Here is a 16368-nt window from a genome sequence, read left to right on the forward strand (position 1 = left end):
CTTGTTCGCTCCGCTCGGGCCACGGCTTCGCCTGCAGGCTCAGCCTCTTGTTGACGTGATCCGTACAGGTCCGTACGGTTCGATTGGTGATCCCAATCGTGACAGGTACGGTTCGACAGCGACGTAGCGACGATGACGCGTCGAGGTCGTAGACGCCAGGCCGCAGCCCCCGCTGCAGCGGCGCCTCAGCAGCAGGCACGCAACACGTTCACGCCGCTCGAGCTCATCAGCGCCGACGAGGTGGAGCGCATCCACGAGGCGTCCCTGCGGGTGCTGTCCGAGACGGGCATGAACTTCCTGCTGCCCGAAGCAGTGCAGATCCTGTGCGCGGCAGGTGCGACATCCGACGACGGCGTGCGGGTGCGGTTTGATCCCGAGATGGTCGTCGAGCAGGTGGCGCTCGCACCGTCGCAGTTCACCCTGCACGCGCGCGACCCCGCCAACAGTGTCCAAGTTCGGGGCCGACTGGGTGGTCTTCGGCATGGTGGGCAGCCCACCGAACGTGTCCGATCTCGATCGTGGCCGGGTCACCGGCAACTACGTGGACTACTGCAACATGCTGCGCCTGCAGCAGTCGCTCGACGCCGCAGACGCGTGCACCGGTCACTCCGTCGAGCCGATCGACCTCGAGGTGCGCACCCGCCACCTGGACGCGGTGTCGGCGATGTACACCCTGTCGACCAAGCCCGGGTTCTGCTACTCGCTGGGACGCGCACGTGTCAGCGACGCCATCGAGATCGCCCGCATCGCCCGCGGCATCGACCATCAGACATTGCTGCGCGAGCCGTCCATCCACACCGTGGTGAATGCAAATTCGCCGCTCGTGTACGACAAGCCGATGCTCGAGGGCGCCATCGAGCTCGCCCGCCACGGCCAGCCGGTGGTGTACACGCCGTTCACGCTGGCGGGAGCGATGGCGCCCGTCACGATCGCCGGCGCGCTCACCCTGCAGAACGCCGAGGCGCTCGCGGGCATCACCCTGTCGCAGCTCGTGAACCCCGGCGTCCCGGTCGTCTACGGCAGCTTCACGTCCAACGTCGACATGCGATCGGGAGCGCCGGCGTTCGGCACGCCCGAGTATGCGAAGGCCACCATCATCAGCGGCCAGCTGGCGCGCCGTTATGGCTTGCCGCTGCGGGCCTCGAACGCGAACGCCTCCAACGCCCCCGACGTCCAAGCCGCCTACGAGTCGCAGATGTCGCTGTGGGCGTGCATCGTCGGGGGCATCAACTACGTGCTGCACGGCCTCGGCTGGATCGAGGGCGGGCTGTGCGCCTCGTATGAGAAGGTGATCATCGACGCCGAGATGATCCAGATGATCCGGGCGATGCTGCAGCCCGCCGTCATCGACGATGCCTCCCTGGCGGTCGATGCCATCGCCGAGGTGGGCCCGGCGAACCACTTCTTCGGTGCCGCCCACACGCTCGAGCGCTACAACACGGCGTTCTACGAGCCGATGCTGTCGGACTGGCGCAACTTCGAGACGTGGTACGAGGACGGCGCGCTCGACGCCACCCAGCGGGCCAACCGCATCTGGAAGCAGCTGCTCGCCGACTACGAAGAACCGCCGATGGACGACGCCATCCGCGCCGAGCTCACTGACTTCGTAGAGCGCCGCCGCTCAGAAGGCGGCGTCGAACCTCTCTAGCTGTCGCAGCGGTGGCGCGCTAGTTGATCTGCTTCTCCATGCCCTCCCAGTACGGGGCACGGAGCTTGAACTTCTGCAGCTTGCCCGTGGCCGTGCGGGCCAGCTCCTCGCGGAACTCGACGCTGGTGGGGCACTTGAAGTGCGCCATCCGGTCCCGGCAGAAGTCGATGAGATCACGATCGGTCACGGCATCGGCTGCGGTGTCGACGACCACGAGGGCCTTGATGGTCTCGCCCCACTTCTCGTCGGGCACGCCGATCACTGCCACCTCGGTCACCGCGGGATGGCTGAACAGCACGTCTTCCACCTCGATGGACGACACGTTCTCGCCGCCGGAGATGATCACGTCCTTCTTGCGGTCCGAGATGGTCACGTGGTGCTCGTCGTCCATCGAGCCGCCGTCGCCGGTGTGGAACCAGCCGTCCACGATCGCCTCCGAGGTCGCCTCGGGCTGGCACCAGTAGCCCTCGAGCACCACGTTCGCCCGGGCCAGGATCTCGCCCTGGTTGTCCACGTCGATCTTCACGCCGATGGCCGGTGCGCCGGCCCGGCTCAGCTTGCGAGCCTTCTCGTCGGGCTCGAAGTCGTCCCATTCGGGCCGGCAGCGGTTCATGGTCAGCAGCGGCGCCGTCTCGGTGAGGCCGTAGATCTGGATGAACTCCCAGCCCAGCTCGGTCTCCATCCGGGCGATGGTGCGCGTGGGCGGCGGGGCGCCCGCCACCACCATCCGCACCCGTCCGCTGCCAGGAATGGGTCCTTCCCACTCGGCCGCTGCATCCAGCACGGCGGCCACCACCGCAGGCGCGCCGCACATCAGCGTCACGCCGTGCTGGTCGATGCGCTTCAGGATCTCGGGGCCGCGCACCTCGCGCTGCACCACGTGCTTGCCGCCCATGCCGGTGACGGCATAGGGCATGCCCCAGCCGTTGCAGTGGAACATCGGCAGCGTGTGCAGGTACACGTCACGGTCGCTCACGCCCGAGTGCCAGCCGAAGGTGGTGGCGTTCAGCCACAGCGCCCGGTGGGTCTGCTGCACGCCCTTGGGGCGGGCGGTGGTGCCCGAGGTGTAGTTGATGGTGGCGGTGACGTCCTCGTCGGGCGTCCACGGCGCCGGCTCGGTGCCCGGCGCATACATCTGGTCGTCGGCGTCGGTGCCCATTACCACGAAGTGCTCCACGTCGATGTCCTTGCAGGTGTCCTCCATGGAGGGGTCCACCAGCAGCATCGTGGCGCCGCAGTGATCGATGATGTAGCTGATCTCGTCGTGGCTGAGCCGGAAGTTGATCGGCACGAAGATGCGGCCGTAGCCCGACACGCCATAGAACGACGTCATCAGCCGGCCGGCGTTCTGCGACACCATCGCCACCCGCTCGCCGTGGGAGATGCCGAGCTGGTCCAGCTTGGCTGCCTGGGCCCGTACGAGGTCGCCGAACTGGGCGTAGGTGATCTCCCCGAGCCCGCCGCCAGGCGCTTCGGGTTCGTCGGCCAGCGCCACCCGGTCCGGGTACACGTTCTCGGCCCGGTACAGGAAGTCGGAAACAGTAAACGGAACCTTCATGTCGTCCCCTCGGGATCATGGGTTGTCGTACGCGGCGGTCGCCGTGGTGTGCGGTGCCCCGCCGGAGGTGTCTCCCGGCGGATCGGCCGCGCCAACTCTAGAGCGGGCTGCCGCGGCAGTGCCCTGCGGAGGCTGAGCGGCCTCCTAGGGTCGCGGCCATGGAAGGATCAGCGGGAGCGCCGTCCGCCGCCGGCCAGGTCGATGTTCACCTGATCGACGGCACCTACGAGCTGTTCCGCCACTTCTTCGCGGTGCCCAGCCGCAAGGCGGCCGACGGCAGCGAGGTCGGGGCGCTGCGGGGTGTGCTCGGCAACATCGTGATGTTGCTCGAGGGAGGCGCTACGCACGTAGCTGTCGCGACCGACCATGTCGTGGAGTCGTTCCGCAACGACCTGTGGACCGGGTACAAGGACGGCTCGGGGATCGAGCCCGACCTGCTGTCGCAGTTCCATCCCACTGAGGAAGCGCTGCGGCTGCTGGGCGTAGCCGTGTGGCCGATGATCGAGTTCGAAGCCGACGACGCCATGGCGGCGGGCGCCGCGATGGCTGCCGACGACGAGCGTGTCCGGCAGGTGCTCATCTGCACGCCCGACAAGGACTTGGGCCAGTGCGTCGGCGGCAAGGTCGTCCAGTGGGACCGCCGGGCCGACGAGGTGATCGACGTGGCGGGCGTCGAGGCGAAGTTCGGCGTCAGGCCTGAGTCGATACCCGACTACCTGGGCTTGGTCGGCGACAACGCGGACGGATTTCCGGGCCTCCGGGGCTGGGGCGCCAAGTCCACATCGGTGATGCTGTCGCACTACGGCCACATCGAGAACATCCCCGACTCGCACGACGACTGGGCGCCGAAGGTCCGGGGCGCGGCCGGTCTCGCTGCAACGCTCGCCGGCGAGCGTGATCTCGCCCTGCTGTTCCGCCGCATCGCCACGGTGCGTACCGATGCGCCAGTGTCAGACAGCGTCGACGAGATGGCCTGGCGCGGCCCGCATCGGGGTTTCGAAGAACTCTGCGAACGGATCGGCGCCGAGAACCTGTTCGACCGGGTGATGAACCTCGCGGCCTACCGCGCGGACATGTAGTCGAGGCTCACCGGAGTTGAAGCGAGGCTGGGCTCAGGCGGGCTGGTTCAGCTCGATCATGTTGCCGGCCGGGTCGAAGAAGAACGTCTGGCGGGCGGTCATACCCGGCAGCGCCACTGGGTCCTTGACCTTCACGCCGGCGTCGCGCAGCTCAGCCACCGTGGCATCGATGTCGTCCACCTTGAACGCCCAGTGCTGGCCCTTCGGCGGCACCCAGTCGGCCACTTCGATGAGGTGCACCTCACCGCCGCCAGGTGTCTGCAGCCAGCGTCCGTTGAAGCCGAGGTCGGGCCGGTCGAGCTGCTTCATGCCCAAGATCTCGGTGTAGAACGGCGCCGCTGCATCCACATCGGCGCAGTTGATCGATACGTGATGCACGGGCCCCAGTTCCATGCCCGCAGCTTAGGCCCGCCCCCTCACCGACGTCCGTCGACGATGCATGCTCGGCTATGCGTCGGCACGCGAAGAGCGATCAGCGTGCATTCTCCGCAGCAGCCCTGCAGGCGGCTGCCGCGATGACACACATCAACATGCCGACAAACAGCACCGCGACCACGCCGAGCCCGAGCAGGAGCACCACCGCATCCCATTCGGTCGTGCCGTAGGCGCGCGTGTCAGTCGCAGCGAAAATCGTGCCGAGGAGTGCTGGGATCAGGCCTGCGGCGCACAGTGCCGATGCCACGACTGCCAGCGTCTGAGCTGTGCGCCACGTCTCCCGCCTGAAACTTGCCGCCCCGCGAGACTCACCTGTCACCGCATCCTCCCTGGTCTGGCCGAGCAATGTCGCGCCCGAACTCGGTGATGACCCTATTTCATGACTCTCGGTCGCCAATCTCGACTCCATGCGTATCGCATCGCAGCCCTCAAGGGTGAAGCGCTTGGTTTGGCTGAGCGATTAGTGGATGCGCCAGATATGCGCTGCCTGAGAGATCGCAGTCCCCTGCGAATGAGCCGGGCTTCTCTGGGATCGGCGGAAGCCTTTCTCCTAGGCTCTGATGAATGTCTGAGCCGACCATGGACCAACGCTTGGAGGAGCTGGCCCGGCGCCGGGACGAGGCGCTGAACGCCGGTCCGGAGCGGGCCGTCCAGCGCCAGCACGACAAGGGCAAGATGCTCGCCCGCGAGCGCATCGAGTATCTCTTCGACGAGGGCTCCTTCCACGAGCTCGACATGCTGGCTCGCCACCGGGCGCACGACGTGGGCCTCGACGAGCGCCCCTACACCGACGGCATCATCACCGGCTGGGGCAATATCGACGGTCGCAAGGTGTTCGTGGCCAGCCAGGACTTCACCGTGTTCGGCGGTGCCCTCGGCGAGGTGTTCGCCGAGAAGACCCACAAGGTCATGGACCTCGCCGAGTCGGTCGGCGCGCCGATCATCGGCCTCAACGACGGCGCCGGCGCCCGCATCCAGGAAGGCGTGGTCTCGCTGGCGGGCTACGGCGGCATCTTCCGCCGCAACGTGCTGGCCTCGGGTGTCATCCCGCAGATCAGTGTGATCATGGGGCCGTGCGCCGGCGGCGCCGTCTACTCGCCCGCCATGACCGACTTCATCTTCATGGTGCGCGACTCCAGCCACATGTTCATCACCGGGCCCGACGTGGTGAAGACCGTCACCGGCGAAGACGTCACGCTCGAGGAGCTCGGCGGTGCCGGCTCCCACAGCACCAAGTCGGGCGTGGCGACGTTCGTAGCAGCCGACGAGAAGGCCGTGCTCGACGACGTGCGCTACCTGCTGTCGTTCCTGCCGTCCAACAATCTGGACGCGCCGCCCGATGTCGAGCCCACCGACGAGCCCGACCGCTCGTGCACCTCGCTGCGCGACCTCATGCCGCAGAGTCCCAACGTGCCCTACGACATGAAGCAGGTGATCTCCGAGGTCGTCGACGACGGCGAGTTCTTCGAGTACCACGCCGCGTGGGCCGGTTCGATCGTGTGCGGCTTCGCCCGGCTCGGTGGCCGCTCGGTGGGCGTGGTCGGCAACCAGCCCATGGTGATGGCCGGCGTGCTCGACATCGAGTCGTCCGAGAAGGCCGCCCGGTTCGTGCGCTTCTGCGACGCTTTCAACATCCCGCTGCTCACCTTCGTGGACGTGCCCGGCTTCCTGCCCGGAGTCGACCAGGAGCACGGCGGCATCATCCGCCACGGTGCCAAGCTGCTCTACGCCTACTGCGAGGCCACCGTGCCGCGGGTGCAGGTCATCACCCGCAAGGCCTACGGCGGCGCCTATGTGGTCATGGACTCGAAGTCGGTCGGCTGCGATGTCAGCTTCGCGTGGCCCACGGCCGAGCTGGCCGTGATGGGCCCGCAGGGCGCGGTGGAGATCCTGTACCGGCGCGAGCTGCAGCAGGCGGCCGACCCAGACACCCGCAAGGCCGATTTGGTCGACGAGTACAGCCGCAAGTACGCGAATCCCTACATCGCTGCCGAGCGGGGCATCGTGGACGCGGTCATCGACCCCGCAGAGACCCGCCAGAAGGTCATCGCCGCGTTCGAGCTGATCGGCGCCAAACGAGAAGAGCTGCCCCGCCGCAAGCACGGCAACGTGCCACTGTGACGGAGTCACAGGTTGAGGCAGTGACGGATCACCCGCGCTTCGACTCGGCGCAGATTCGCACGACGCCTGCGGCCACGCCCGAAGAGACAGCCGCGATCGTGGCCGCGCTCGAGCTGCTGTGGCCGCGCCCGGTCCCCGCCGCTGCGCACGCCTCTCCGCCCAGCAAGTGGCGTTTCAGCGGCCGTCCATGGCACGCCCCCGTCTCCTGGCCGGCGGTCCGCTACCGCTAGCCGTGCTCGCAGGCCCGAACCCCGCTGCGGCCATGCCGCTCGACGGCTTGAGGGTCGTCGATCTGTCGTCGGTCTTCGCGGGGCCGCACTGTGCCCGTTACCTGGCCGACTTCGGCGCTGATGTCATCAAGGTGGAGCGCCCGGGCGGCGACACCGTCCGCAACATGGGATGGCGCGACGCACGGGGCGAGACCCTGTGGTGGCGGCTCGTCAACCGCAATAAGCGCTGCGTCACGCTCGACCTCAAGGCGCCCGACGACCTCTCGCTGCTGCGCCGGCTGCTGGCCGTCGCCGATGTGCTGGTGGAGAACTTCCGGCCCGGCAAGCTCGAAGCGCTCGGCCTGGTGCCCGACGAGCTGATCGAAGCCAACCCGAAGCTGGTGGTGGTGCGGCTGACCGGCTTCGGCCAGGACGGCCCGTACCGCGACCGGCCGGGCTTCGCGACGCTCGCCGAGGCGATGAGCGGCTTCGCTTCGATGAATGGCGAGGCCGACGGCGCGCCGCTGCTGCCGCCGGTGGCGCTCACCGACGAGATCGCCGGACTGGCCGGAGCGTTCGCGGCGATGGTGGCCCTGCGCAGCGGCGTCGGCCAAGTCGTCGACGTGAACCTGCTCGAATCCATGTCTCAGGCGATGGGTCCGCTCATGACCGCATGGCATACCGAGGGCTACCTGCAGCCCCGCCTCGGATCAGGCATTCCCTACAGCGTCCCCCGCGGCACCTACCAGGCGTCCGACGGCAGATGGCTGGCTGTCAGCAGCTCCACCGACTCGGTCGCTGCACGGGTCATGGAGATGATCGGCATCGGCGACGACGAGCGCTTCACCTCCTTCGAGGGCCGCATGGCCCATCGCGCCGAGTTGGACGAGGCAATGGCCGACTGGGTGTCACAGCGCACGCTGGCTGAGGCAGTCGAGGCATTCGACAACGCCCAGGCAGCCGCAGCCCCGGTGCTGGACATGAGCCAGCTGGCAGACGACCCGCACGCCACATCCCGCGAAGTGTTCGTAGAGGTCGACGGCCTCATGCAGCAGAACGTGATCGCCCGCCTGAGCGCCACACCCGGTCAAGTCCGCTGGACCGGCCGCAATGAAGGCGCCGACAACAACTGCCTCGCCGACATCGGTGACGACGCCGACCCCTGGCCCGACCCCTGATCAGCCGTCGGACGAAATCGGCGCCACGCCCTTCAGCTTGAGCAACACCCAACGCCCGGCCTTCATCAGCGGGTACGTGAAGCGCGAGATCAGCGGCGAGCTGAACGCCAGCCGGTTGAACTTGTTGAAAGCACCATGGTCGGTGGACAGCAGCGCGAGCACGTTGAGCGCTTCATGACCGACGAAGTGCCGGTCGCCGATCCTCACCACCATCCCGTCATTCAGATCGTGCGGCAGCCGCCGGACCTCGTCGACGATCGGGCCGCCCTGGCGCGCATCGACCAGCACGAATTCGCCCACAGTTTCCTGCAGCCGCAAGTACTGGGCGTAGTTGTTGCACATCGGGCACTCGCCGTCGTACACCAACCAGACCCGATCCGTCTCCTGAGGCCGTTGCGACCGCTGCCGCCGCTGCATGAGACGGAACGGTATGCCCACGAGCGGCAGCGAGCGCACGGTCCCCGACAACGAGAACCGGTCAGGAGCAAGAGGAGACAGCAAGAAGAAGAGACCCAACAGGAAAATACTGTATTCGTTGAAAATCCTGAGTGTCCAACCGCTCAATAGATGGAAGAGGATCAACGAGATCCCATACAGACGATGCAACCGGGGGCGGAATACAACCAGCAAGGCCGTTACTTGAACGTAGAGTAGCCCCAGCCACATCACGTAGCTCAAGAGTTCCCATCGCACGACAAACGGCAGGGCCGGAGGTATGTCGCCAAGCTGATCTAGTGCCCGATTGAGCGCAGTGCGCGTCAGGGCGCTGGGAGACAGTGCATCGAGACCGCTGAAGTAGAGCTTCTGAATCCCGGACAGCGTGTATGGCAACAGGACGAGAGCTTGTGCAAACCAGAATACGGTCAGAATTCGAGTAGCCCTGCGATACGTCGACTGCCGTCGCTCGCTGCCTGTGGGCAAAAAGATGAGAGCGAAACTGGTGAACAACAGAACATGCAGGCCGTGATTGATGGCTCCGTATGAGTTGCTGAGTGCCACCTGCAGCAGGACATAGAGAAATGTCCCCAATCTGGGCAGGGCAGTTCGATGAGATATGGCGGACCACAGCGCAAACAAGACTCCTGCAGCCGTAAACGCCGTCGCATGTGTGAACCACGCCGGGTTCAGCAACCACTCAAATATGCGAATCGGCCAGAGCGGAGCATGCGGAGCTGTGCCCGTGTATGCCTGAGTAAATCTCAGCGAGGAAACGGCAATGAGCCATGCAACATAGAGATAGAAGACTCTTGCGAGCCACATGACTCTGGTCGTGGCTGATATCAAGTCAGACGGCGACCGTCGCTCGGTCGTGCGCAGATTCAACACAGACCTGCGAAATTTGCGCAGTCGCGCCCTTGTCGCTCGGTGCAGATGCTTGCCGGTACGCAAGCGTCCACTGTCTGTTTCCTTCATCGCAGCAGTCGAGTCGTCAGTAGATGTCAAAGAGCATTCCGCCGCTGCATGAGACGGAACGGTATGCCCACGAGCGGCAGCGAACGCACGGTTGCCGGCAGCGAGAACCGATCAGGGGCCAACGGCGACAGCAGCAGGAACAGTCCCAGCATGACGATGTTGAGCGAGAACGAGATGTTCATGAGCCAATCGCTGGTGATGTGGAACAGCATCAGCGCCGCGCCGAACGGCCGGTGCAGGTGGGGCCGGAACACCACCAGCAGCGCGAAGACTTCGATGTAGAGCGTGAGCCACCACATCGACTGCGCCAACCAGTTGTGCTGCGCCACGAACGGCAGCAAGAGCGGGATGTTGTCTGCTTCGAGCAGCGCCCGATCCAGCAGGATTCTCGACATCGCGTCAGTCGAGAACACCTCGAGGCGGCTATGCCAGAGCTTCCAGAAGCCCGACAGCGTGTACGACAGCAGAATCAGGCCCTGCGCAAACCACAAGACCGCGAGACAGCGGAGCACGCTCTTGCGTGCCATGAGGCGTCCCTCGTCGCGGCCCGGCAGGAACAGCAGCGCGAAGCCGACGAAGAGCATGATGTGCGAGCCGTGATTGATGGCACCGTAGGAATTGGCGAGCGCCACGTGCACCAGCAGGTAGGCGAAGCTGCCAAGACGCCACAGCAACAGCCGGGGGAAGCCCGCAGCCCCGATGGCAAACAGCAGCCCAATCACCGTGACGACGCGGTCGTGTTCGAACCACCCTGATCCGGTCAGCCAACCCACGGCGTCGATGGGCCACAGCGGCGCCGTGGGCGGCTGCCCCATGTAGGCATGGGCGAACTGCAGTCCTGAGGTGCCGATGTTGAAGGCGAGGAAGAGGTAGTAGAAGCGGCCGAGCATGATCACACCGGTGGCTGCCGCCCTCAACTCAGCCTCCGAGCGTCGCTCGGCTTCACCGACCTGCAGTACTGACTTGCGGATCCGACGCATCGGCGCCGTGGCGCGCACGGCCGTCTACTCCGATTCCGCGGACGGCTCGATCCGGCCGGTGTCGGTGTTCCAGCGGCCGATGACGCTGACCGGCCGGTAGAAGTCGGTCCTGAGAGCGGTTCCGTCCGCGAGATCGTCGACACCGTCCCGAACATCACCCAGGTCGACTTCGGCTTCGATGATGCTGAAGTCGATGCTGCGATCTCCGAGCGTTCGCCGCACGATCGGTACCAGCACGTCGGAGACCGTGCCGTCGCAGGGATCGCCCCGGCGGCACGCCCAAGCAGTGCTGCTCAGCACCTTCCAGTCCCTGATGTCGGTGCTCGGGATCAGGTAGAAGCCGTCTTCGGCTGGCTCACCGTCGATCGCGTCGATGACCAGCCCGAACTCGGTTGTCTGCCAGTCGGGGATGTTCGCGAACAGCTTCCACCTGAAAAAGGGGAAGACCTCAGAGTGGTCATCCTCGATGACTCCGTTGAGCGGGATCATGGCGAGATAGAGGACGAAGAACGCCGGAACGAGCAGCTTCCACCGACGGCGGCGCCTGATGCGTGAGGCGGTGCCGGTCACAGGATCCTCAGGTCTCCGGCGGGTGTTGTCGTCGGCGTTGCGTGCAAGACATCAGCGTGGCGCGCTGTTCAGCCGGTGCCGGTGCGCGACTGCTCGGCCAGGCCGGCGATGTCGGCCATGATCGCGGCCAGCTCGAAGTCCTTCGGGGTGTAGACCGCGGCCACCCCCGCGTCGCGCAGTGCCTGATGGTCCGCGGGCGGGATGATGCCGCCGACGACCACCGGTGCGCTCACGCCCTCGGCGTCGAGGCACGCCAGCACCTCGGGCACCAGCTCCAGGTGACTGCCCGACAGGATCGACAGGCCGATCACGTCGACGTCCTCGTCGCGTGCGGTAGCGGCGATGTGACGCGGCGTCAGCCGGATGCCTTCGTACACGACTTCCATGCCGGCATCGCGAGCCGCGACCGCCACCTGCTCGGCACCGTTGGAATGGCCGTCCAGGCCTGGCTTGGCAACCAGCACCCGGGGCGGTCCGCCCTCCATCGCCGCGCACCGCTGGGCCACGGTCGCCAGTGCCGTCCCTCTCGACGCCCCGCCGACGCCGCCCAAGCCGGTCGGTGCACGGAACTCGCCGAACACCTCGCGCAATGCCTGCGCCCACTCGCCGGTCGTCACCCCGGCATGGGCGGCCTCGATGCTCGGCCCCATGATGTTCACATCGCCTGAAGCGGCCACCCGCAGGTCGTCCAGGGCTGCGACGACCCGGTTCGAGTCGCGGGCGCCCCGCCAGCGTTCGAGGTCGGCAACCAGCTCGGCTTCGGTCTCGGGATCCACCCGCAGGATCGACTCGTCGCCCTCCAGCGGCGACGGAGCCGTCTCGGTGAACTCGTTCACCCCCACCACGGTCAGCTCGCTGGCCTCGATCTGGCGCACCCGCTCGGTGTGGCTCGCCACCAGTCGCCGCTTCAGCTCGGTGATCGCGGCGAACGCGCCCCCCATGGCGAGCACGTCGTCCAGCTCAGCCTGCGCAGCGTCGACCAGCTCGGCGGTGCGACCCTCGACCACGACCGAACCGTCGAAGATGTCGCCGTACTCCAGCAGGTCGGTCTCGTGCGCCAGCACTTGTTGGATGCGCAGCGACCACTGCTGGTCCCAGGGCCGCGGCAGCCCCAGTGCCTCATTCCAGGCAGGCAACTGCAACGAGCGGGTCCGCGCCCGCTGCGACAGCGTCACGCCCAAGGCTTCCAGCGTGATCCGGGCCACGTTGTTCTCGGGCTGCGCCTCGGTGAGCCCGAGCGAGTTCACCTGCACGCCGTAGCGGAACCGCCGCAGCTTGGGGTCGGCCACGCCGTAGCGCTCAGCGCAGATCTGGTCCCACATCTGGGTGAAGGCCCGCACCTTGCAGACCTCTTCGATGAAGCGGATGCCGCCGTTCACGAAGAACGAGATGCTGCCCACCGTGGCGTCGAAGCGCTCGGCGGGCACCTTGCCGCTGTCGCGCACCGCGTCGAGCACGTCGATCGCGGTGGCCAGCGCGTAGGCGATCTCCTGGGTGGGCGTGGCGCCGGCTTCCTGCAGGTGGTAGCTGCACACGTTGATCGGATTCCACTGCGGGACATGGGCCGCGCAGTACGCCACGACATCGACGGTGAGCCGACGGCTGGCTTCGGGCGGGAAGATGAACGTGCCCCGGCTCAGGTACTCCTTCACGATGTCGTTCTGGGTGGTGCCCCGCAGCGCCTCGGCCGCCACCCCGGTGTTCTGCGCGTTGGCGATGTACAGGCTCAGCAGCCACGGCGCGGTGGCATTGATGGTCATGGAGGTGTTCATGGCATCGGGCGGGATGCCCTCCATGAGCTGGGCCATGTGGCCCAGGTGCACTACGGGCACGCCGACCTTGCCGACTTCGCCGCGCGCCATCGGATGACCGGGGTCGTAACCGGTCTGTGTCGGCAGGTCGAAGGCCACCGACAGCCCTGTCTGGCCTTTGGCCAGCATCGACCGGTACAGCTCGTTGGATGCCCGGGCCGTGGAGTGCCCCGAGTACGTGCGCATCAGCCATGGCCGCGTGCGCTGTGGCGCATCGGATGCTGTCATGGGCGTCAGCCCTCGAGCATGCGGAAGACCATCGGGCGCAGCCAGATTTCGGGCAGCGGCCGCGTGATGGCCTCGGCCAGCAGTTCCAGGTATGCCGCCCGCTCGACCTCCACGGCACCCAACCCGGCCAGGTGCGGGGTCGTCCACTGCACGTCCAGCAGTGCTCCGCCGGTCACTTTGAGCGCATCGACGAGGGCGACCAGCGCCACCTTGGAGGCGTCGCTCTCGGTGTGGAACATCGACTCGCCGGCGAAGAAGGCGCCTACCGCCACACCGTAGAGACCGCCGACGAGTTCGTCGTCGAGCCAGGCCTCCACGCTGTGGGCCCATCCCAGTTCGTGCAGGGACAGGTAGGCGCTGTGCATGTCGTCGCTGATCCAGCCATGGGGCCGGGCGGGATCTGCGCACGACTCCAGCACCTGTTCGAAGGAGGTGTCGATGCGGATGTCGAAACGTCGGCACGCCCGCCGCAGCGAACGGCTGACGCGGAGGTAGCTGAGCGGCAGGATGCCGCGCGGGTCCGGCGACCACCAGCCGATGCTCTCGCCCAGCGGCATCGGGAACAGCCCCGTCCGGTAGGCGCCGAGCAGCGTGCCAGCTTCGAGATCGGCGCCGGCGCCCACCAGTCCGTTCTCGTCCGCCGTCGATGCCGGCGGGAAGGACCATCCCGACGCAGGCGGCTCCGTCGGGCCGTCTTCTGACTGGCGCTGCATCGGCGCGAGCCTACGCCTGTTGCGGGCGGACCGTTGGATGCGCCGCAGGGCGCTGCTCAGCCGCGCGCATCGCTGTACGCGTTGACCTGCGCCAGGGAGGCCTCGGTGACCGTCACGCTCTTCACCACGACATCCTGGACCGGCACGTCGCCCGCTCCGGTCTCGACGCCTTCGATCTCCATGACGATGTCCATGCCCTCGACGACTTGGCCGAGCGGCGAGTACAGCGGCGGCAGCCCGGCACCGTCGGGGCCGGTGATCACGAAGAACTGCGAGCCGTTGGTCGCGGGGTTCCCCCGGTTGGCCATGGCAACGGAGCCGACCCGGTACCACTCTTCGGGCGGGAATGCGCCGGTGAACTGGTAGCCGGGGCCGCCCCTGCCGAAGTCGATCTGCACATCGCCGCCCTGGATCACGAAGTCGGAGATGATCCGGTGGAAGAGCGTGCCGTCGAAGGCCCCCCAGCGGGCCAGCACCACGAAGTTGTTGACGCTGTCGAGGTCGAGCGTGGGGTCGAGCACCATCGTGAAGGCGCCCATGTTCGTGTCGAACACGGCCGCGTACATCGTGTCGGCATCGATGCAGATCGGGGGCGGCTGGTCGAATTGATTGCGCGGGCCGTCGCTGCCATCAGCAGCGGGACAGGCGGTCGGATCCGGCGCAGCGGTGTCAACGGGGCTGTCGTCGGCCGCAGGTTCGGCCGCGGCGTCGGTAGCCGGAGGCGTCTCATCGCTCGGCTCGTCGGTCTCGAACGCGGTGACCGGGGGTGCCTCGGTGGCCACGGTGGCGTCGTCGCTGCCTTCGTCGTCACCGCCGCTGAACGTGCTCCACAGCCACAGCGCAATCAGCACTGCAGCCACGACGAGCACCACCCGGAACACCTTGCGCCCCGTGGTGGAGCGCTTCTTGACGCGTTCGGCTTCGGCAATCGCCCGCATCCGGTTCTCGCGCTGGCGCTGTCTCTTCTCGCTGCCCATGAGCGGCGCTCTCCGTGTAGCTGAGGGGGCTGGTGGTGAATCCTGCCGACGGTCACACTACCGAGGCTCACCCCTCGGCCTGGTTGGGCGCATCGGCAGCGGGAATCGACTGACCGTGTTGTCATGGCCGGAAAATCCCGAACGAGGCGTCGCGGCACCCCGGTACCATCGCCCGACGTGCCCTTGGTCGTGCAGAAGTTCGGCGGAACATCGGTCGCCAGTGCCGCGCGCATGCGCGAGGTCGCCGATCACGTCAAGCACTGCCGCAGCCGCGGCGATGAGATCGTCCTCGTCGTCAGCGCCATGGGCTCGGAGACGGACGAGCTCATCGGACTCGCCGATCAGATCACCGATGAGCCGTCGGGCCGCGAGATGGACATGCTCATCACGGCTGGTGAGCGCAAGGCGATTGCATTGATGTGCATGGCCCTGCACGATGTGGGCGTCACGGCCGACTCGTTCACCGGCAGCCAGGCAGGTTTCCTGACCGACACCAACCACCGGAACGCCAAGATCCTCTCGGTGACCCCGAAGCGTGTGATCGAGTCGCTGGAGGCTGGACGTGTCGCCGTGGTCGCCGGTGCGCAGGGTGTGTCCACCGACAACGACGTGACGTTCTTGGGCCGTGGCGGTTCGGATACCACCGCGGTGGCCCTCGCACACGGCCTCGGCGCCGACGCCTGCGAGCTCTACACCGATGTCTCGGGGGTCTTCACGACGGATCCCCGGGTGTGCACCCGTGCCCGCAAGCTGGCGTGCATCGGCTTTGACGAGCTGCTCGAGATGACCGCTATGGGCTGCCCCAAGCCGGCCGCCCGCTCGGTCGAGGTTGCCCGCACGTACGGCGTTCCCCTGCACGTGCGCTCGGCATTCACGTGGGAACCAGGAACGTGGGTCGTCGACCCGGAGTCAGGCATGGATGCGAGAGAGATGGAGCAGCCGATCGTGACCGGCGTCGTGCCGGACGCATCGCAGGCCAAGGTGACGCTGGTGGGTGTGCGGGACGAGCCGGGGATCGCCGCCAAGGTGTTCCGCACCCTGGCGGACGCTGCGGTGGTCGTCGACATGATCGTGCAGAACGTGGGTGATCACGACCGCACCGATATCTCGTTCACGGTGCCCGCCGAGAGCGCGGACGAGGTGCGGGCCATCTGCGAGGGGATGGTGCACACCGTGGGCTTCTCGTCGGCCAACACCGACGTTGACATCGCGAGGGTGTCGCTGGTCGGCGCCGGCATGGCAAGCCATCCCGGTGTGGCCGCCACCATGTTCGAAACGCTGGCGGCTCAGAACATCAACATCGAGATGATCTCCACCTCGCCGATCCGCATCTCCTGCGTAGTAGCCGAAGCCGACGTAGACCGAGCCACCGTCGCCCTGCACACAGCCTTCGGCTTGGACTGAAAACCACAGAAGCCCGCTCAGGGCCGCTAGGTAGCCTCAACCCC

14 protein-coding genes and 1 pseudogene are annotated in these 16368 nt (G+C 66.9%); 6 read left to right on the forward strand and 9 right to left on the reverse strand.

Annotation, left to right across the window (positions count from 1 at the left end; genetic code table 11):
- Window positions 1-132 precede the first annotated feature (132 nt).
- Window positions 133-1648: pseudogene (locus ACOGW9_RS08220) on the forward strand (trimethylamine methyltransferase family protein).
- A gap of 19 nt (window positions 1649-1667) precedes the next feature.
- Here ACOGW9_RS08220 and ACOGW9_RS08225 read toward each other — a convergent pair.
- Window positions 1668-3206, reverse strand: coding sequence for an AMP-binding protein (locus tag ACOGW9_RS08225; protein WP_419855085.1), 1539 nt, complete (start codon window positions 3204-3206; stop codon window positions 1668-1670).
- Window positions 3207-3364: 158 nt separating this feature from the next.
- Between ACOGW9_RS08225 and ACOGW9_RS08230 the strand changes: the two genes are divergently transcribed.
- The gene (locus ACOGW9_RS08230) at window positions 3365-4285 is read left to right on the forward strand and encodes a 5'-3' exonuclease (protein WP_419855086.1); all 921 of its coding nucleotides are present in this window, start codon (window positions 3365-3367) and stop codon (window positions 4283-4285) included.
- 33 nt (window positions 4286-4318) lie between these two features.
- On the opposite strand, the gene ACOGW9_RS08235 is transcribed toward ACOGW9_RS08230, so the two are convergent.
- Together ACOGW9_RS08235 and ACOGW9_RS08240 are read right to left on the reverse strand one after the other, a co-directional pair.
- On the reverse strand, window positions 4319-4678 hold the full coding sequence (locus ACOGW9_RS08235; RefSeq protein WP_419855087.1) for a VOC family protein: 360 nt from the start codon (window positions 4676-4678) through the stop codon (window positions 4319-4321).
- A gap of 79 nt (window positions 4679-4757) precedes the next feature.
- A complete protein-coding gene (locus ACOGW9_RS08240) occupies window positions 4758-4967 on the reverse strand; it encodes a hypothetical protein (protein WP_419910166.1) in 210 nt (69 codons plus the stop codon).
- 332 nt (window positions 4968-5299) lie between these two features.
- On the opposite strand from ACOGW9_RS08240, the gene ACOGW9_RS08245 reads away from it, so the two are divergent.
- The 3 genes from ACOGW9_RS08245 to ACOGW9_RS08255 are packed head-to-tail and all read left to right on the forward strand — an operon-like array spanning window position 5300 to window position 8228.
- The gene (locus tag ACOGW9_RS08245; protein ID WP_419910302.1) at window positions 5300-6841 is read left to right on the forward strand and encodes an acyl-CoA carboxylase subunit beta; all 1542 of its coding nucleotides are present in this window, start codon (window positions 5300-5302) and stop codon (window positions 6839-6841) included.
- Window positions 6842-6861: 20 nt separating this feature from the next.
- Window positions 6862-7071, forward strand: coding sequence for an acyl-CoA carboxylase subunit epsilon (locus ACOGW9_RS08250; protein ID WP_419910168.1), 210 nt, complete (start codon window positions 6862-6864; stop codon window positions 7069-7071).
- Entirely contained in the window at window positions 7029-8228 is a 1200-nt protein-coding gene (locus ACOGW9_RS08255; protein ID WP_419910170.1) for a CaiB/BaiF CoA transferase family protein, read from the forward strand. The genes ACOGW9_RS08250 and ACOGW9_RS08255 overlap by 43 nt, the downstream gene beginning before the upstream one ends.
- Here the strand turns inward: ACOGW9_RS08255 and ACOGW9_RS08260 are convergent, their stop codons facing one another.
- The 6 genes from ACOGW9_RS08260 to ACOGW9_RS08285 all read right to left on the reverse strand — a co-directional run bounded on the left by ACOGW9_RS08260 (window position 8229) and on the right by ACOGW9_RS08285 (window position 14920).
- Complete coding sequence (locus ACOGW9_RS08260; protein ID WP_419910172.1) at window positions 8229-9227, reverse strand: DCC1-like thiol-disulfide oxidoreductase family protein; 999 nt, start codon at window positions 9225-9227, stop codon at window positions 8229-8231.
- A 440-nt stretch (window positions 9228-9667) separates the two neighbouring features.
- Window positions 9668-10639 (reverse strand): hypothetical protein, encoded by a 972-nt coding sequence (locus ACOGW9_RS08265; RefSeq protein WP_419910174.1) that lies wholly within the window; start codon window positions 10637-10639, stop codon window positions 9668-9670.
- Between the two features lie 6 nt (window positions 10640-10645).
- Complete coding sequence (locus ACOGW9_RS08270; RefSeq protein WP_419910176.1) at window positions 10646-11191, reverse strand: hypothetical protein; 546 nt, start codon at window positions 11189-11191, stop codon at window positions 10646-10648.
- A gap of 68 nt (window positions 11192-11259) precedes the next feature.
- Entirely contained in the window at window positions 11260-13230 is a 1971-nt protein-coding gene (locus tag ACOGW9_RS08275) for a methylmalonyl-CoA mutase family protein (RefSeq protein ID WP_419910178.1), read from the reverse strand.
- A gap of 5 nt (window positions 13231-13235) precedes the next feature.
- Window positions 13236-13943, reverse strand: coding sequence for a leucyl/phenylalanyl-tRNA--protein transferase (aat, locus tag ACOGW9_RS08280; protein ID WP_419910180.1), 708 nt, complete (start codon window positions 13941-13943; stop codon window positions 13236-13238).
- 56 nt (window positions 13944-13999) lie between these two features.
- Complete coding sequence (locus tag ACOGW9_RS08285) at window positions 14000-14920, reverse strand: peptidylprolyl isomerase (RefSeq protein ID WP_419910182.1); 921 nt, start codon at window positions 14918-14920, stop codon at window positions 14000-14002.
- A 177-nt stretch (window positions 14921-15097) separates the two neighbouring features.
- Between ACOGW9_RS08285 and ACOGW9_RS08290 the strand changes: the two genes are divergently transcribed.
- The gene (locus tag ACOGW9_RS08290) at window positions 15098-16324 is read left to right on the forward strand and encodes an aspartate kinase (protein WP_419910184.1); all 1227 of its coding nucleotides are present in this window, start codon (window positions 15098-15100) and stop codon (window positions 16322-16324) included.
- The last annotated feature ends 44 nt before the right edge of the window (window positions 16325-16368 follow it).

The sequence above is a fragment of the Candidatus Poriferisodalis sp. genome, from assembly GCF_965203655.1.
Classification (GTDB): Bacteria; Actinomycetota; Acidimicrobiia; order Acidimicrobiales; family Poriferisodalaceae; genus Poriferisodalis.